At 37.5% G+C, this 17,376-nt stretch carries 15 protein-coding genes and 3 pseudogenes; 17 read left to right on the forward strand and 1 reads right to left on the reverse strand.

Annotation, left to right across the window (positions count from 1 at the left end):
* The first annotated feature begins 9 nt into the window (after nucleotides 1-9).
* The 16 genes and pseudogenes from uca (at nucleotide 10) to Aba26S_RS21365 (ending at nucleotide 14,594) form a co-directional block, all read left to right on the forward strand.
* Complete coding sequence (gene uca / locus Aba26S_RS05745) at nucleotides 10-3,615, forward strand: urea carboxylase (protein WP_043970634.1); 3,606 nt, start codon at nucleotides 10-12, stop codon at nucleotides 3,613-3,615.
* A 6-nt stretch (nucleotides 3,616-3,621) separates the two neighbouring features.
* Nucleotides 3,622-4,326 (forward strand): GntR family transcriptional regulator, encoded by a 705-nt coding sequence (locus tag Aba26S_RS05750; protein ID WP_043970638.1) that lies wholly within the window; start codon nucleotides 3,622-3,624, stop codon nucleotides 4,324-4,326.
* A 266-nt stretch (nucleotides 4,327-4,592) separates the two neighbouring features.
* Complete coding sequence (locus tag Aba26S_RS21600) at nucleotides 4,593-4,835, forward strand: RHS repeat-associated core domain-containing protein (RefSeq protein ID WP_370538955.1); 243 nt, start codon at nucleotides 4,593-4,595, stop codon at nucleotides 4,833-4,835.
* A gap of 64 nt (nucleotides 4,836-4,899) precedes the next feature.
* On the forward strand, nucleotides 4,900-5,493 hold the full coding sequence (locus Aba26S_RS05755; RefSeq protein ID WP_151750581.1) for a hypothetical protein: 594 nt from the start codon (nucleotides 4,900-4,902) through the stop codon (nucleotides 5,491-5,493).
* A 7-nt stretch (nucleotides 5,494-5,500) separates the two neighbouring features.
* Nucleotides 5,501-5,806, forward strand: a complete 306-nt coding sequence (locus tag Aba26S_RS05760; protein ID WP_043970650.1) for a hypothetical protein — start codon at nucleotides 5,501-5,503, stop codon at nucleotides 5,804-5,806.
* 224 nt (nucleotides 5,807-6,030) lie between these two features.
* A pseudogene (locus Aba26S_RS21605) lies at nucleotides 6,031-6,209 on the forward strand (RHS repeat-associated core domain-containing protein); the annotation flags it as partial.
* Between the two features lie 362 nt (nucleotides 6,210-6,571).
* Nucleotides 6,572-6,883, forward strand: a complete 312-nt coding sequence (locus Aba26S_RS05765; RefSeq protein ID WP_043970651.1) for a hypothetical protein — start codon at nucleotides 6,572-6,574, stop codon at nucleotides 6,881-6,883.
* A gap of 86 nt (nucleotides 6,884-6,969) precedes the next feature.
* Nucleotides 6,970-7,170, forward strand: a pseudogene (locus tag Aba26S_RS21610) (RHS repeat-associated core domain-containing protein); the annotation flags it as partial.
* 616 nt (nucleotides 7,171-7,786) lie between these two features.
* The gene (locus Aba26S_RS05780) at nucleotides 7,787-8,215 is read left to right on the forward strand and encodes a hypothetical protein (protein WP_043970653.1); all 429 of its coding nucleotides are present in this window, start codon (nucleotides 7,787-7,789) and stop codon (nucleotides 8,213-8,215) included.
* Between the two features lie 607 nt (nucleotides 8,216-8,822).
* A complete protein-coding gene (locus Aba26S_RS05785) occupies nucleotides 8,823-9,701 on the forward strand; it encodes an AraC family transcriptional regulator (RefSeq protein ID WP_043970656.1) in 879 nt (292 codons plus the stop codon).
* A 4-nt stretch (nucleotides 9,702-9,705) separates the two neighbouring features.
* A complete protein-coding gene (locus Aba26S_RS05790; protein WP_043970658.1) occupies nucleotides 9,706-10,719 on the forward strand; it encodes an NAD(P)H-quinone oxidoreductase in 1,014 nt (337 codons plus the stop codon).
* 100 nt (nucleotides 10,720-10,819) lie between these two features.
* Nucleotides 10,820-11,695, forward strand: coding sequence for a glyoxalase III HchA (hchA, locus tag Aba26S_RS05795; protein ID WP_043970667.1), 876 nt, complete (start codon nucleotides 10,820-10,822; stop codon nucleotides 11,693-11,695).
* A gap of 222 nt (nucleotides 11,696-11,917) precedes the next feature.
* A complete protein-coding gene (locus Aba26S_RS05800; protein WP_043970771.1) occupies nucleotides 11,918-12,619 on the forward strand; it encodes a winged helix-turn-helix domain-containing protein in 702 nt (233 codons plus the stop codon).
* Nucleotides 12,620-12,735: 116 nt separating this feature from the next.
* Nucleotides 12,736-13,764, forward strand: a complete 1,029-nt coding sequence (locus Aba26S_RS05805; protein WP_043970670.1) for a 2-dehydropantoate 2-reductase — start codon at nucleotides 12,736-12,738, stop codon at nucleotides 13,762-13,764.
* Nucleotides 13,765-13,857: 93 nt separating this feature from the next.
* Nucleotides 13,858-14,409 (forward strand): pentapeptide repeat-containing protein, encoded by a 552-nt coding sequence (locus tag Aba26S_RS05810; RefSeq protein ID WP_245106439.1) that lies wholly within the window; start codon nucleotides 13,858-13,860, stop codon nucleotides 14,407-14,409.
* A gap of 38 nt (nucleotides 14,410-14,447) precedes the next feature.
* A complete protein-coding gene (locus tag Aba26S_RS21365; protein WP_227541458.1) occupies nucleotides 14,448-14,594 on the forward strand; it encodes a hypothetical protein in 147 nt (48 codons plus the stop codon).
* 89 nt (nucleotides 14,595-14,683) lie between these two features.
* Here Aba26S_RS21365 and Aba26S_RS05815 read toward each other — a convergent pair.
* Nucleotides 14,684-15,555 (reverse strand): annotated as a pseudogene (locus tag Aba26S_RS05815) (bile acid:sodium symporter family protein).
* A 740-nt stretch (nucleotides 15,556-16,295) separates the two neighbouring features.
* Between Aba26S_RS05815 and Aba26S_RS05820 the strand changes: the two are divergent.
* On the forward strand, nucleotides 16,296-17,357 hold the full coding sequence (locus Aba26S_RS05820) for an HlyD family secretion protein (protein ID WP_005241676.1): 1,062 nt from the start codon (nucleotides 16,296-16,298) through the stop codon (nucleotides 17,355-17,357).
* Nucleotides 17,358-17,376: the final 19 nt, after the last annotated feature.

Raw genomic sequence — 17,376 nt, forward strand, 5'->3', positions numbered from 1 at the left:
GGAATCATCATGTTTAAGACTGTACTTATTGCAAACCGTGGTGAAATTGCTGTCCGTGCAATTCGAACACTAAAAAAATTAGGTATCACCAGTGTCGCGGTCTATTCGGAGAGTGACCGTTATGCTCAACATGTGCAGGATGCAGATGTTGCAATTGCACTGGATGGATTAAAGCCTGCTGATACGTATTTGAGTATCGAAAAACTCATTCAAGCTGCTAAACAAACTGGGGCTGAAGCGATTTTTCCGGGCTATGGTTTCCTGTCTGAGAGTGCAGATTTCTCTCGTGCCTGTGAAGAAAACAATATTGCCTTTATGGGGCCAACCGCAGAGCAGATTCTGGAATTTGGTTTAAAACACCGTGCACGTGAACTTGCCGCAGCAGCTCATGTTCCAATGACACCCGGTACAGGCTTACTGGATAGTTTAGAAGAAGCATTGAGTGCGGCTGAGCGTATTGGTTATCCAATCATGCTAAAAAGCACTGCTGGAGGCGGTGGTATTGGTCTCACCCGTTGTGATACTCCACAAGCACTCACGGATGCTTATGAAAGTGTGAAACGCCTAGGTGAGCAGTTCTTTAAAGATGCTGGTGTGTTTATTGAATGCTTTATTGATAAAGCACGCCATGTCGAAGTACAGATTTTTGGTGATGGTCAAGGTCAAGTGGTGGCATTGGGTGAGCGGGATTGTTCATTGCAACGCCGTAACCAAAAAGTGGTTGAAGAAACACCTGCAGCGAACTTACCTGAAGCAACCCGTAAAAAGTTACATCAGGCCGCAGTGGAACTGGGGCGCTCTGTCAATTATCGCAGTGCAGGAACGGTTGAGTTTATTTATGATGCGCAACGCGATGAGTTTTATTTCCTTGAAGTGAATACACGTTTACAGGTAGAGCATCCTGTGACGGAAATGGTGACAGGTCTCGACTTAATCGAGTGTATGCTCAAAGTCGCGGCAGGTGATGCCTTGGATTGGGACTATCTCAGCAATATCCAACCGCAAGGTGCTGCGATTGAAGTCCGTATCTATGCTGAAGACCCCGTTAAAAACTTCCAACCAAGTCCGGGGATTCTGACCGAAGTTTCTTTTCCAGAAGGTATTCGCGTCGATACTTGGGTCAAAACAGGGACCGAAATATCACAATATTTTGATCCTATGATTGCCAAGATTATTGTACATGCCGAAGATCGGGCTGCTGCAATTGAAAAATTAAAAGTAGTTTTGGCTGAAACCCGTTTAAATGGTATCAGCACCAACTTGGATTATGCTCTAGCCATTGTTTCAGACCAACGTTTTGAGTCTATGCAAATCTGGACACGGATGCTCGATGATTTCAACTATTCACCAAAAGTGATTGAGGTGGTACAAGCAGGAACATTGAGTTCAATTCAAGATTATCCAGGACGTACTGGTTATTGGGATATCGGTGTACCACCTTCAGGGCCAATGGATGATTATGCCTTCCAGCTGGCCAATCGTATTGTCGGTAATGATGCAAAAGCAGCGGGCTTTGAATTTACCTTGGTCGGGCCAACTTTAAAGTTCCATGCCGATACAACGATTGCACTGACTGGTGCAAGCTGTACAGCAGTGTTAGATGAGCAACGCATTGCGTTTTGGCAGCCGATAAAAGTCAAAGCCGGTCAAACCTTAAAAGTTGGACAAGTGACATCAGGCTGCCGGACTTATTTGGCCGTGCGTGATGGACTGGATGTTCCCTTATATTTGGGTAGCCGTTCAACCTTTGCATTGGGCAATTTCGGTGGTCATGCAGGACGTACTTTACGTGTTGGTGACATGATTAAAATGGTTGATGCAGAACTGGCCAGTGCCGAATTACCGCTGGCAACAGATACACCACAAGCGCTATCCAAAGATCTCATCCCTGAATATAGCAATGAATGGGAAATCGCCGTGTTGTATGGGCCGCACGGTGCACCTGATTTCTTTAAACCTGAATATGTGGAAGAGTTCTTTGCCTCTGAGTGGACGGTGCATTTTAATTCAAACCGTTTAGGGGTCAGACTTTCAGGTCCAACACCAAGTTGGGCGCGAGAAAATGGTGGTGAAGCAGGTCTACATCCATCCAATGTGCATGATTGTGAATATGCAATTGGTGCGATCAACTTTACCGGTGATTTCCCCGTGATTTTGGCAAAAGATGGCCCAAGTCTCGGCGGTTTCGTTTGTCCAGTCACGATTGCGAAAGCTGAGCTGTGGAAAGTAGGCCAACTGAAAGCCGATGATAAAATCCGTTTTTATCCAATCACGGCAGAACAAGCCAATGCGTTAGAACGGGAACAAATTGATAATATCCAAAACTTTGCAGATGCTGCCAAAGTTGTTGAAACCATTGAGCCTGCTCAAGATATTTTTACCACCATTTTAGCCCAACGTGAACCAACAGAGCTCTCGCCAAAAACCGTGTATCGCCAAGCGGGTGATAGTTATATTTTATTAGAATATGGTGAAAACGTCTTAGATTTAGCACTACGTTTGCGTGTGCACCAACTGATTCAGATGATTCGTAATGCCAATCTGGCAGGCGTTTTGGAACTGTCACCAGGGGTCCGCTCATTACAAATTAAATATGATGGTCTGGTGATTCCTCAAACTGAGCTGATTCAGCAATTGCTGAAACTTGAAGAGCAAATGGGTGATTTAAGCCAACTGAAAATTCCATCACGTATTGTGCATTTACCAATGACTTTTGAGGATAGTGCCACTTTAGGCGCAGTAGAGCGTTATCAGGAAAGTGTCTGTGCCAAAGCGCCGTGGTTACCGAACAATGTTGATTTTATCCAACGGATTAATGGCCTAGCACATCGTGATGAAGTGAAAGACATTATTTTTGATGCCAACTATTTAGTCCTTGGTTTGGGCGATGTTTATCTGACGGCACCATGTGCGGTACCAATTGATCCACGTCATCGTTTACTCAGCTCTAAATACAACCCTGCACGTACCTTTACTGCAGAAGGTACTGTTGGTATTGGTGGGATGTACATGTGTATTTATGGCATGGATTCACCCGGTGGTTATCAGTTGATTGGACGGACGCTACCGATCTGGAACAAGTTTAAAAAGAACAAGCAATTTGGTGATAAGCAATGGTTCTTGCAATTCTTTGACCAGATTAAATACTTCCCTGTGACTGAAGCTGAATTGAATCAATGGCGTGCAGATTTTGAAAATGGCCGTGCTCAAATTCAGATTGAAGAAACCGAGTTTGACTATGCTGACTATGTACAGTTTTTGGACAATGAAGCGGAAAGCATCGCCGCATTTAAACAGAAGCAACAACAGGCGTTTAGTAGTGAAGTCAGTCGTTGGAAAGAGGAATTTGCTGCACAACCGGAACAACATGTTGAGCAAGCCAATCACGTCGATTACAGTCATCTTTCTTCATTAAATGCCTCAATGACAGGAAATATCTGGAAGATCTTTGTGGAACATGGTCAAGAGATCAAGAAAGGGGAAACTGTTGCGATTATTGAAGCCATGAAAATGGAGTTACCAGTTTATGCAGAGGAAGATGGTATCGTCAAAGCCATTATTTGCCGAGCAGGTCAAACCGTACATAGTGGTGAGCCATTGGTATATATGGAATAAGCTTGAATGAAAGAAGCCAGCATCAACATAAAAAACACAGCAAAAAGCTCAGACAATTTGTCTGAGCTGGTTTACCAACGCATCAAGAATGACATCTTTGATTTCAAATTGATGCCGGGTGAACGTTTTACTGAGTCTGAAGTTGCCAAAGCCTATGAGGTGAGTCGTACTCCCATCCGACAAGCCTTGTATCGCTTGCAACAAGAAGGTTATGTTGATGTGAGCTTTCGGAGCGGTTGGCAGATTCGACCGCTTAACTTTCGTTACTACGAAGAACTCTATGATGTCCGTATCGTTCTGGAAAAAGATTCAATTCGAAAACTCTGTCAAATCGATCATCACAACTCGGTTGAGTTGTCGGTTTTAAAAGAATTATGGTTGGTGCAACCGTCTGAGTATTTAAAAGATATCAAACAGTTGTCTCAGCAAGATGAAGACTTTCATTGTGCCTTGGTTCGTGCTTCAGGCAATAATGAAATGGCGAGGATTCATCGTGATTTGAGTGAACGCATTCGTATTATCCGCCGTTTGGACTTCTCCAAAGATTATCGAGTCGAGGCGACTTATCAAGAACATCAAAAAATCTTAGGTTTTATTTTTGATCGACACACTGAACAAGCGATTAATGCAATTGAAGCGCATATTATGCAAAGTCGTGATGAAGTGAAAAAAATTACCTTACAGATGCTGGATTCGAGTCAGTTTTATTAGTTTGATGTTCAGAAAGGCAGCTGGCTTTTATGTAAGTTCATTACGCAAAGTTTTAATAATGATGGATCAATAAATACAGTCATCAATAAAAATAGTACAGGTGCTATTACGGTGATGACCCAGTTTATCTATGATGAACAAGTCATTTAATTGGTGAATATGACAAGAATGGTGTACAGGTTGAATATGTTTGGCTAGGCGATAAACCTATTGCAGCGATTTATGGCAATGGTACAGCAACCAAGATCTATTACATTATTAGTGATGTGCAGAATACCCCAAGGCGTTTAGTAGATAGTGTTAGCCATTCGATAGTATGGGCATGGGACTCAACAGCCTTTGGTCTGGGTGAACCAATGGGAACAGTAACATTTAACTTGCGCTTCCCAGGGCAGTATTACGACGTAGGTACTGGTCAATTTTATAACCACAATCGTTATTACAACCCTGAGCTAGGCCGCTATATGGAGCCCGATCCAATTGGATTGGAAGGTGGTTTGAATCCGTAGCGTATACTTTAAATAATCCGATTATGTATGTAGACATAGCAGGAGAAAGCCCAGTCTTGTTGCTATGGGAGTTGGAGCTGGCATTGGAGGAGGTATTTATATTGGAAAAATTGGTATTAAAGCATTCCTTGATGCAAGGGAAAAAGGCCTGAGCTTTAGAGAGGGACTTAGTAATTTTTCTAATTCATTTTCTGGTGTTGACTTAGGTCAGCAAATGGTGGCAGGTGCAGTATTTGGTGGTATAGGTAAAGCAGCATTTTTAGCAGCAGATATACATCTTGCTAAAGCTGTATTACCAGAAAGTGCAACTCTCGGACAAAAAGTTATTGCTGCTGGGGCAAATACTGTGACAAATAAAATGCGAGAATATACAACTACAGGTGGTGCAGTGATTACAGCGAATTTGATGCTTGGTAAACAATCAACAGGTCTAGTATTTGATAGTTATAATAGTCAACAAGAGGCTCGGAGATTAAATCAACAGATGAATCAGCAAATGCTTAATCAACAGTTTAACCAACCCCGAAATTTCTATTTACCTCAGAATCAAGTAAAGGCATTTACTTTCTCGTCCATTAAAATCCAAGCAACTGATTCTACTGAAATGATACGTCAAGCTCAGATGAACAATATGGTTGGTTACTATAATAGGTGGTAAGAAAACTATGTCCATTTTGGAAAATTTATTTTATTTTATCTGCTTATTATTAATTGGTGCTTTAATCGTAAGAGTAGGGTGGAAAATAAGGTATCTTGCACCATTAAGCTTTTTAGGAACTGCTTTACTTGTACTTGTTATATTGGCGAAATCTTTTCCTTCGGATTGGGAGCAGGTACAGTTTTTCTCTGGTGGAAAATTAGCACCAAATGAGTTGGCACTTGATATGTTACTTGTAGTATGCGGTGCTGGGGGGCTAGTTGCATTTTTACTTAGCTTATCTGTTTGGGCAATACGGAATGATGTTTTTTGATGTGTCTTGACTCTTGATCCACAGCACCTAAAAACCAATTACTCATGAATGAGTAATTGGTTTTTTCTTAAATACATAGTGAATGTATATGGTGCTTATGAAACTTCTTTAATTGTGTATATTTTGTTAAGGGATAAACCATTAGTTGCATAGGAAGTGAAGCTGTCTGGGTATTTGATAATCAATGATAAACAAAGTTTTTGAAGCTTTGTCATTACGAAAGAGCATTTGGTTTAGGTAGTCCGACAGGCTCTATTACTTTTAATTTACGTTTCTCTGGTCAGTACTATGATGTAGGTACAACCCGTTCTATAACCACAATCGCTATTAAAACCCTGAGCTTAGTCGTTATATGGAGCCTGACCCAATTGGATTGGCTGGCGGTAGTAACCCTTATAGCTATTGTTATCAAGGTGTCTTACCGTTAAAGTAGGATGCTTTCTCTGTTATTAGAGATTTTTTACATGATTAATAGTGTGTCGCTAATTGTTTCTTTCAGTCTAATTTTAGGTTTTTTATTTGGGAGGTATTATGTTTTAGTTTTTAATAAAAATTTATTTTTTTTATCTAAAACAATGATGAAGATTGGTATTAATAGGGGAGTTGAGAAAGTTGTCTCATTTATTTTGTCAGTAATTATTGTTATATTTTTCTTCTTGTATATATTATTGCTATCCCAATATATACCAGATGAATTATGGTTTTATTGCTATACCTCATATTTTTTTGGTATTGGATTAGGTTTACTCTTTAAAAATTATTTTTATGGATAATTGGGATTATGCTTTTATAGCATCGATTGTAACTGTGGTTGGGATGAGTTTGGTTTCTATACTAACAGGTTTTAGATTGTGGAAAGTTTCGCTAAGTATTTTTTTAGTTTCAAGTATAGGATTTTGTATTCTTGTAGTACTAGGACGCCGTTCGGATAATAGAGGTGTTGATGATGGTCCATGGGGAGCACATGGTGTATTGATGGAATTTCTGAACCTAGAAATAATAATAATTAGCTTGGGAGTAGGTGCATTTATAACTTTAATCTTCTTCTTATCCATTCTTTTGTCTGATAATAAATAAAAGACGACATTGCTAGCCATGCAGTAGTCTGGGAATGGGATGAGCAATGATAAACAAAGCGGTTGAAGCTTTGTCATTGCGCAAGAGCCTTTAGTTTAGGGAATCCAACAGCTTCTATTACTTTTAATCTTCGTTTCCCTGGTCAGTACTATGATGTAGGTACAAACCAGTTCTATAACCCTGAATTAGGCCGCTATATGGAGCCTGACCCAATTGGATTGGCAGGTGGCAGTAATCCGTATGCCTATGCAGGAAGTAATCCTATAATGAATAATGATTCCAAAGGTTTGAAGCTTGAACCTATGAATTTTGATCAAATGATGCGATTTGATTTATCACAATTGGAGAATCCCCTATTAAATACTAGAATGTGGGATCTTCAATTAAAGAATATAAATTTAATTGGTAATAGTAGAGGATTAAGTGATGGTGAAATTAAAATGTCTCAACCTGTTTTTGGGAATAAAATTGATTATTCTCAACCTAGAGTCTTTAATCGTCCATGGCTAAATAATCCTCTACAATCTAGAGCTATGGCGCCTGATGGAAATATTTATTACCCCAAAGATAAATATCGTGAAGATTTTTCAACTCAAAAACTAGGAGAAAGAGCAACTTTTATTCATGAGATGACTCATGTTATGCAATTTCAAAATGGTATAAGTGTAATAGGCGAAGGTAAATCTTTACAGTGGAATTATATGGTTAATAATATTCCCGTATATGATTATATTTTTATTCCAAACAAACCATTTAATGGATATAATATAGAGCAACAAGGTCAGATTGCAGAAGATATTTATAGAGGAAAATTAACGAATATAATAAAATGGAATAATTGGTCTTATTGATGATTTATAAGGAGCTGGTATACGCCAGCTCTCTTTTTGTTAGGAGTTTAATGTGAGTATTATTCGTTTTTTTATTTTTGTAACTATTAGTATCCTTTTAACGGCATGCGACGATTCTTTTAATACCAAAATTTATGGAGACATAAATAATGGTGTGTTCGTTGAAATGGTGGATGAAAATAGTATGAAAAAATCTATTGTTCTTTCAGGTTTATATTTTTATGAACCAAGAAAAAGTAATGAAGATTTGGTTAAGGTGATTTGGGAGTTTAAATATTATGGGGTTAAGATTGACAAGAAAATACAAAAAATAAACTTGATTGAGTATGGTGTTGTTCCTAAAGGGTTTACTACTGTACATGTTGCTGAAAATTTAAAAGAGAATAAAAAGTACTATTATAATGTAAAAGGAGGTCCTGTTTCAGCAGATGGTTGTTTTTATATTGAAAATAGTAGAGTTTTTCAAGTTGATGATTGTTAAAAATATAAGTTGAACATGGTTTTATTCTGAATTTATATGTTGCTAGGTTGAGGTTTTAAGATGATTTTGAAATTGTATTTTATTTTTTAGGGGGTATTTAAATATAAATGTTTGGATTTTCATGGATAACTGAAAATATGCTTTGATAGCATACTGCTGTTACAGTATTAGGTATGGCTTTAGCGGCATTGCTTTCAAGATTTAAATTATGGAAAATTTCCTTAAGTATATTCTTGATCTCAAGTATTGATTTTTATGTTCTTGTTTTACTGGACGTCGTTTTGATGATAGTGGATTTGATGATGGCTCATGGGGTGCACATGGCTTATTAAGGGAACTTTTAAATCTAGAAATTATTCTAATAAGCTCAGGATTAGGGCTATTTGTAACACTAATATTCTTTTTTCTATTATCTCATTCCGACAATAAAAAATGATTTTTGGTCAAGTCATGCGCATTAATTTTGGATGATTTAGCCATGTAATAGTACATAAAAGCTAGGCTTCACAAAACTCTCTTTTCCATGCCTAATTCTGCATAAAACTAACAGTTTTTATCTGTTTGCTATTTAATAATAAAAATCACATTTCCAATCATCAGATGACACATGATGAATGACCAAACACTGATCAATTTATTTCTAAAACTGGTACATAAAGAAGGTTTTTTTGCCACATCTATTGATGGCATAACCTTGATGCGTGTTGACCACAACACACCACCGATTGCAGTATTACAAGAACCAACCTTAGTGTTTGTTTTGCAAGGTCAAAAGCGTGGCTATATTGGTACAGAAACTTATTCATTCAAGCAAAGCGAATGTTTAATTGTTTCGGTTTCTATGCCATTTGATTGTGACACCGTAGCCAGTCCAGAAACACCGATGATTGCGATCAGCATGAAATTGGAAGCGGATATGGTGAATGAGCTATTGGCTAAAACCTATTTTGAAAATTACCAGTTTAAGCCACTCACCACAGGAATGAGTGTGATCCAGTATGATCAAACGATATCTAATGTCCTCATCCGTTTGTTAAATACCCTGACTTCTGAACAGGATGTATTGATCTTGGGAGATCAAATTAAACGGGAGTTGCTCTATCGCGTTATTCAACATTCAGGTGCCGATGCATTAAAAGGGCTGGTCGCTCAGGGAAATCTCAGACCGATTTATAAAATTTGTGAATATATTCAACATCATTTTACCGAAAAGTTAACGGTTGAGATGCTTGCAGAACAAGCCAATATGAGTACCTCTGCCTTCCATAAAGCCTTTAAACAGGTGACGCAGCATTCGCCTTTACAATATTTGAAAGTGGTTCGGTTGCATAAGGCAAAACAATTGTTGCAAAACCCAGACCAAAGTGTGGCTCAAGCGGCTTATGCTGTTGGATATCAGAGCTCTTCTCAATTTAGCCGAGAATTTAAAAAGCAGTTTGGTTTTCCACCCAAACACGCTGAATTTAATACTGAAACGGAGTCATGATTAAATGAATCAAAATAGCGTAGAACAAATGAAATATATCGAAATTACACAAGCTGGCGGTCCTGAAGTTTTGCAAGTGGCTCAAGGACCTCGACCAGAGATTAAAGCAGATGAAGTGCTTATTGAAGTCTACGCAACAGGAATTAACCGACCTGATATTTTACAACGTCAAGGTCTCTATCCGATGCCTAAAGGGGTAACGCCAATTCCCGGACTAGAAGTTTCAGGCGTGGTTAGTGAAGTAGGTGAACATGTCACACAATTTAAAGTTGGAGATAAAGTCTGTGCACTGACCAATGGTGGTGGTTATGCGGAATACTGTGCGGTGCCTGCCAATCAAACTTTAACAATCCCCAAGAATTTGAGTTTTGTTGAGGCTGCTGCTATCCCTGAAACTTATTTTACAGTTTGGGCCAATCTGTTTCAGATTGGACAATTAAAGAAGAATGAAACCGTACTGATTCATGGTGGAGCCAGTGGTATTGGTTCCACAGCAATCAGCTTGTGTCATGCGATGGGTATTAAAAACTTTTCTACGGTTGGGAGTGATGACAAAGTAGAAAAATTAGCTTCGGTGTCACAGGTAATTAACTACAAAACGCAGGATTTTGAACAAGAAGTTTTGGCCCAAACGGATGGTCAGGGCGTTGATGTGATTCTCGATATTATTGGTGCCGCCTATTTCAATCAAAACCTGCGATTGTTAAAACGTGATGGTCGATTGGTCATTATCGGTTTTATGGGTGGTCGAAAAGTTGATGGTTTTGATATACAGGAACTAATGCTAAAACGTGCAGTAGTGACAGGTTCGACCATGCGTGCCAGAACCAATGCTGAAAAAGCCCAAATTACCCAAGAACTTGAGCAGTTTGTCTGGCCTCTGATAGAAGCAGATCAATGCAAGCCAATGATCTATAAAACTTTTGCATTTGATGACGTTGCTCAGGCGCATCAATGCCTAGAGAGCAGTCAGCATACGGGCAAAGTGGTACTCGAAATTAAATCTGAATTTGCCTAATTATATTCAATCCATGCCTGTTCATACTCAGAACTTGAGTGCAACAGGCCATTAAAGCAGTATGTATCTAAACATAACGACATGATGAGGAACTTTGAAAATGACTACAAATCCTGATGATCGCAATCCTAGTCCAGACCATGCAGAAGACAATGCTTTTTTCCCATCGCCATATTCGTTAAGCCAATATACATCGGCTAAGACAGATTATGACGGTACAACGTATCTAAACCCATATAAAGGCGATAAAAAGATTTTAATGATTGCAACAGATGAACGTTATATCTTGATGCAAAACGAAAAATTCTTTTCTACAGGCAATCACCCTGTCGAAATGTTATTGCCGATGTTTCATCTGGACAATGCTGGTTTTGCTTTTGATGTTGCAACACTGTCTGGCAATCCGGTTAAGTTAGAAATGTGGGCAATGCCGCATGAAGAGCAAGTGGTCTTAGATACCTATAAAAAATATGAAAAACAACTCAAAGCACCACTGAAGTTGGCAGATATTTTGGAACAAGCCTTAAGTGCAGATTCACCTTATGCAGGTATCTTTATTCCAGGTGGGCATGGTGTACTGGCGAAGATTCCACAAAGTAAAGAGGTCAAAGCACTGTTAAAATGGGCAGTTGCAAATGATAAATACGTGATTACCTTATGTCATGGCCCAGCCTCATTACTTGCAGCAGCAGTTGATGAAAATCCAAAAGATTATATTTTTAAAGATTATCAAGTTTGTGTATTCCCTGATTCACTCGATAAAGGTGCCAATATTGATATTGGTTATATGCCAGGTCAATTACCTTGGTTGGTTGGTGAAAACCTTGAAAAGCTTGGGGTCGAAATACTGAATAAAGGAATCACAGGACAAGTTCATCAAGATCGTAAATTATTAACAGGCGATAGCCCGCTGGCGTCAAATAACCTTGGAAAACTTGCAGCTACAACGTTATTGGCAGATCCTGATCTTCAATAATTGTAGATGTTGCAATAGATAAGAGCCCAACCTTGTTGTTGGGCTTTTACCTATAAAGTATCGAGATAAATGATGTTGTTAAACCAGATTTCGATATCTATCTATTGCACTATTCCAAAAATGAACATTTGGCTGACACCAAAATTACATTTCTGTCATTTGAAACTATTTAAAGTTTTACAACGTTATTATCCTCTTAAGCAAGGCTTTAACAGGTTTAAGATGAAAATATTACTAGTCGAAGATGAGCAAAAAATTGGCAGCTATCTGAACCAAAAATTATCAGATGCAGGTTATATGATTGACTGGGTTACAGATGAAATAATAGGAAAGCACCTTGCATTATTGTTTAGTGAATATGATCTTGTGATACTGGATGTAATGTTCGTAGGCTTGAATGGTTGGAATATTTTGCAAGATGTCGGGAGGAGTGGAAAAACGATGCCGCTCTTGTTTTTAATTGCGCGTGATCAAATTGAGGAGCGTATTAAAGATTTTGGCCTAACATTTACCTTTGTTGAACTGCTTAATCGGATCAAAAACTTATTGGGTAGAGAACAGCGAAATGATAACACCAACCAGATTTGTGTTGCCGATCTTGAACTCGATTTATGGAAACGTTGTGTACGTCGTGCAGGAAAACGTATCAATCTTACGGCTCAAGAATATGCACTCATTGAACTGTTTATGAGTCGACGTGGGGAAATTCTGCCTCGGGCTTTGATTGCTTCACAACTATGGGATAGCTATCATGATCGTGATAGTAAAGTGATTGAGGTTGCAATCAGTCGGTTAAGAAATAAAATTGATCGCAATTTCATTCCCAAGCTCATTCATAATGTCTATGGCATGGGATACGTACTTGAAGAATGGCGTGGAATACGAATACCTAAAGAAGAATCTGTATTGGAAATAAATCAGTGACGACTTCTATTAAAAAATAGTCTGATAAAAATAGAGTTGTCAGCTATGTGACAACTTCAAGCTATTTTTTGATTATATTGAAATAGTAAAGGCATTGAAGTCAGTTGGGGCATTGCATGAAGATATGTATTTATGGTGCAGGTAGTATTGGATGTTATCTTGGTGGGCGACTGGCTGCTGCAGGAGCAGATGTCGATTTCATTGTACGACCTAAAATACAGCAACAGTTGCAACAATATGGTCTTATTGTTTCAGATTATTTAGCAAATAAGCAAACTATCCCGATCACTAAACTTCAACTGAGTAATGATCCCAATATTGCGGCTCAGGCAGATTTGATTCTGGTCTGTGTAAAATCAGCAGCTACAGAACAAGTTGCACAGGCGCTAAAAGGGGTTTTGAAGAAAAAGACCATCGTGATTAGTTTTCAGAATGGTTTAAGCAATGTCGATCTTTTAAAACAAATTTTACCAGAGCAAACCATTCTTGCAGGCATGGTGCCTTTTAATGTGGCTGCTTTAGGAAATGGGGTCTTCCATCAAGGTACGGATGGTGCTTTGTATGTGAAACAACATGCTGCTTTAACTGAGCTTGTGGCTGCATTCAAAAATGCCAAACTTGAACTGAAACTTGAACAAGATATGCAGGCGATTCAATGGGCAAAATTATTGCTGAATTTAAATAATGCAGTGAATGCCTTGTCGCAGCTTCCTTTAAAGCAGCAGCTTTCAATCAGAGATTATCGTCAATGCTTGGCAATGGCGCAGATTGAAGCTTTAGAGCTACTTAAAATCGCAAAAATTAAGCCTGCACAATTGACCGCTTTACCTGCACAGTTCGTTCCATTTGTATTAAAACTGCCAAATACGATTTTCAATCTGCTGAGCAAGAAAATGCTGGCGATTGATCCGTTGGCACGATCATCAATGGCAGATGATCTTATGGCGGGGCGAGCAACGGAAATTGACTGGATTAATGGAGAAGTTGTTCGTTTAGCAACGCAACTAAATTTAAAAGCACCAATCAATCAAAAGCTGATTGAGTTAATTAAACAAGCTGAAATCACACCAAAAACATGGTCAGCCATAGCACTTAGAGATCAGTTGGAAACTAAACTTGAAGAAAGACAGTTTGGGAGATATTAATTGTTAATATATGCCAAATTATAAAAATCCAATTAAATTCATTATTTTGATGTTATAAAAAAAGCTAAATTAAAAAAAGTGTTGGTAATATTGATGAAGCTTACTTCAACTGAAATTTTTAAAAATATTAATTTCCCAGAAATACAAGAATATAAGGATGCTCTTTTTTTTGATTTTTCTGCATCTAACTGTGATTTCAACAGAGCAGTATTTTTAGCGTGTAGCTTCAAAAACTGCATTTTTAGAAATTGTAATTTAAGCAATTGCCGTTTTTTTTCGAATGTTATTTTCGATGGTTGTATCTTTGAATATTGTGATTTTAGAAGTGTGGGTTTGCTTAGAACACAATTTGAAAAATGTTTTTTTGAAAAATGTGATATGAGGGGCTTAAATTTAGATAGTGCAAAATGGACCAAATGTGAAATAAAAAATTGTAATTTCAGGGATATTAGTTTGCATTCCTGGAATTGGATTGAGTGCAAATTCTCTGGAACTTTGAGAGAAATTAAATTTTTAGGAAAAAATAATTCAAAATTTTTTTTGGATTTTAGTGATTGTAAACTAGATTGCGTAGAGTTTTTGACTGTGATATCTCTAAATGCATTCCACCAAAAAATAAAAAACATCATTTTATTAATAACTTAAGTGTGTATATTGAGAAATCAGAATTTGTTGTAAAAGATATGCCAGAAGATGTTAAAAAAATTATTGAAAGAAGATTGAAAAAACTAAGAGGTATGAGGCAGTATATTTTTAATGTTGAAAGCTTAAAAAAAATAGAAGACAAAATGGTTGTTGATGCGTTATTAGAAATATTTGATTTATTTTAATTTAAATAGAGGTTAAAATCATAATAAGTTAAATATTAAATCATAGCGTATAACATTATACGCTATGATATTTTTTGTTATTGATAAATTTAAACTTTTATCGTTTCCTGAGTGCCAAATCGTGTAATCAACATGCCAAAGATCGTAGCGAAGATATACATAAAAATTGAGTAGACAACAGCTGGCATCGCTATGTTCGTACTTGCCATAATCGTCAGTGCAATGATCATGGCAAGGGTACTGTTATGAATCCCGATCTCAAACGCACAGGCACGAGCTTGATATGAACTGATCCCAAACAATCGCGGTACGAAATAACCAATGCATAGACTGATTGCACAGAATAATGCCGTGGCAAATCCAATTTGACCAATGTATTCGATTAGATTATTTCGTTCTTTGATAATTGCACCAAGAATAATAATCAAAAGGAAAACTACGGCAAAAATACGAACAGGACGATTCAGTTTCTCGGCTGCGTGGGGCGCATAATGGCGGATTAGCATCCCGATACAGACGGGAACAAGGATAATTGCAAAGACCTGCAATACTTTTGCAAATTGTAGTCCCACTTGTTGACCTTCATGCATAAAGTGAAGAATGGAAAAATTGACAATAATGGGCAAAAAAACGGCAGCAATAAGGGCGTTAATTGCAGTTAAGGTAATATTCAGTGCGATATCACCTTTATATAAATAGCTGAATAGATTTGCCGTTGATCCACCAGATGAAGCGGCAAGTAACATCAAACCGACTGTCAGAAGCGGCGGTAAAGCCAATATTTTACAAATTAAAAATGCAATGCCGACCAATAAAATAAGCTGACAAAACAAAGCAATGATCACCGCTTTGGGATGTTTGCCTACTCGTGCAAAGTCTTTGAGTGTGAGCCCAAACCCAGCCCGGCCATGACAATCGTCAAGGCGATCGGTAGAAAAAGTGTGATTAGTCCAGAATCCATAAGCAGTCCTTCTTTTAGATCAATATTATTTTTCCAATTTTCTGGTTGTTTTGTCTGATCAGATTACAACTTACCGGTATCTAAGTTGATATAGTTCACATCTGAGCAAGACCTATAAACAGCAGTATTTAGCAATACTTTAAATTTTTACTATGCAAAGTAATGAATTAACACATTTAGGTTATTCATTCTAATGATTTCTTTAGCTTAAATACGTTAGTCGCTTTTTCAAAAACAATTTGTGTGATAGCGCACAATTTGATTGAATTAAAATGCATAAATAAATAGGGGAAAAATCAACTTTTCACAGAAATTACATTTTCATAACGTTTACTTTTTTTGTCATCACTTCATTTTTTTGTTTACAAATTTCTTAAATTAACTAAGATATTCGACTGAATGGTAAAAACTAAAATTAAGATAAATTTAATAATATAGTTAAATTAAACAATAGCTTAAATTTATTTTTTTACAAATGAAAACACGAATCATTCATGTTTATGTTAGAATTTCACAAATGTGTAATAAAAGCTTTATACCATTTGGACAATTGGCAGAAATAGAAAAATGATATGAACAAAAGGTCAATGACATATTCTTTCATTAAGCATGATAATTTGCGCCGATTATTACATTGCAATTATTAATTTATGCATAAATAAGTGAAAAGTTACGTGAAAATATGAATGTTTTAATGTAACTCAAAATAAAAACTGTATATCACAAATAGCGGAATAAATATGGATAACGTAGCTCAGCTTGAAACTGATACTAATTTCCAAAGTCGAAAAAAAATAACCTGGGCTGTGTTTAGTGTGCTCATTTTATTTCTGATTTTAGGCATTGCGTATTATTTTTTAGTCTATCGCTTCTATCAATCTACCGATAATGCCTATGTGCAAGCAGATGTCACTTGGGTGATGCCAAAGATCTCTGGCGAAGTGATGGAGTTAATGATTAATGACAATCAATTTGTGAAAAAAGGGGAACCCTTAGCCCTATTGGATCATCGTGATTACCAAGCGCGTTATGATCAGGCAAAATCTGTCGTGACACTAAAACAAGCTGCGCTTGATGTGCAGCAACAAAATGAAAAGTCCGCAAAGTCATCAATTAGTGAAGCGAATAGTGGTGTTGTTGCAGCCCAAGCAGATCTATCTCGTTTGAAAAAAGATTTTACTCGTTATCAAGATTTATTAAAGGACGGAGTGATTACTCGACAAAATTTTGAAGGTGTACAATCCCAATATTTAACTGCTCAAGCACAGCTCAGTAAGGCGCAAGCTACGGTTAATGCAGCAGAAGCACAGTTAGGCAGCTTACAGGCCAGCCGCGCACAGCTACTTGCAGATATTCAAAATGCCAATGCGACACTCGATCTTTATCAAATTGATCTTTCATCTTCGAAAGTAGTCAGTCCTGTAACGGGAAAAGTGGGAAGTCTTTCAATCCAAAAAGGCTCTCGTGTTTCTCCACAAACGCGTTTAATGGCCATTATTCCTGAGAACAGTTTGTATGTACAAGCAAACTTTAAAGAAACTCAGATTGAAAAAATGCATATTGGTCAAGAAGTTAAATTAAAAATAGATGCTTATCCAAGTTTGACTTATACAGGCAAAATTGAAAGTTTTTCTCCTGCATCAGGAGCAACTTTTTCTCTTATGCCACCAGACAATGCGACTGGAAACTTTAATAAAGTCGTACAACGTATCCCTGTACGTATTGCAATTGATGCCAGTCCACACATTGAACTTATAAAACCTGGAATGTCAGTCAGTGCAACTGTTGATCTAAGAACTTAATCACCACGTTTTAGGTATA

This window comes from Acinetobacter sp. NBRC 110496, assembly GCF_000876115.1.
In the GTDB taxonomy this organism is placed as follows: Bacteria; Pseudomonadota; Gammaproteobacteria; order Pseudomonadales; family Moraxellaceae; genus Acinetobacter.

Excerpts from the sequence above, each read along its gene's own strand:
- uca (WP_043970634.1), top strand. The coding sequence starts at position 10 with ATGTTTAAGACTGTACTTATTGCAAACCGTGGTGAAATTGCTGTCCGT.
- Aba26S_RS05750 (WP_043970638.1), top strand. The coding sequence starts at position 3,622 with ATGAAAGAAGCCAGCATCAACATAAAAAACACAGCAAAAAGCTCAGAC.
- Aba26S_RS05755 (WP_151750581.1), top strand. The coding sequence starts at position 4,900 with ATGGGAGTTGGAGCTGGCATTGGAGGAGGTATTTATATTGGAAAAATT.
- Aba26S_RS05760 (WP_043970650.1), top strand. The coding sequence starts at position 5,501 with ATGTCCATTTTGGAAAATTTATTTTATTTTATCTGCTTATTATTAATT.
- Aba26S_RS05765 (WP_043970651.1), top strand. The coding sequence starts at position 6,572 with ATGGATAATTGGGATTATGCTTTTATAGCATCGATTGTAACTGTGGTT.
- Aba26S_RS05785 (WP_043970656.1), top strand. The coding sequence starts at position 8,823 with ATGATGAATGACCAAACACTGATCAATTTATTTCTAAAACTGGTACAT.
- Aba26S_RS05790 (WP_043970658.1), top strand. The coding sequence starts at position 9,706 with ATGAATCAAAATAGCGTAGAACAAATGAAATATATCGAAATTACACAA.
- hchA (WP_043970667.1), top strand. The coding sequence starts at position 10,820 with ATGACTACAAATCCTGATGATCGCAATCCTAGTCCAGACCATGCAGAA.
- Aba26S_RS05800 (WP_043970771.1), top strand. The coding sequence starts at position 11,918 with ATGAAAATATTACTAGTCGAAGATGAGCAAAAAATTGGCAGCTATCTG.
- Aba26S_RS05805 (WP_043970670.1), top strand. The coding sequence starts at position 12,736 with ATGAAGATATGTATTTATGGTGCAGGTAGTATTGGATGTTATCTTGGT.
- Aba26S_RS05810 (WP_245106439.1), top strand. The coding sequence starts at position 13,858 with ATGAAGCTTACTTCAACTGAAATTTTTAAAAATATTAATTTCCCAGAA.
- Aba26S_RS21365 (WP_227541458.1), top strand. The coding sequence starts at position 14,448 with ATGCCAGAAGATGTTAAAAAAATTATTGAAAGAAGATTGAAAAAACTA.
- Aba26S_RS05820 (WP_005241676.1), top strand. The coding sequence starts at position 16,296 with ATGGATAACGTAGCTCAGCTTGAAACTGATACTAATTTCCAAAGTCGA.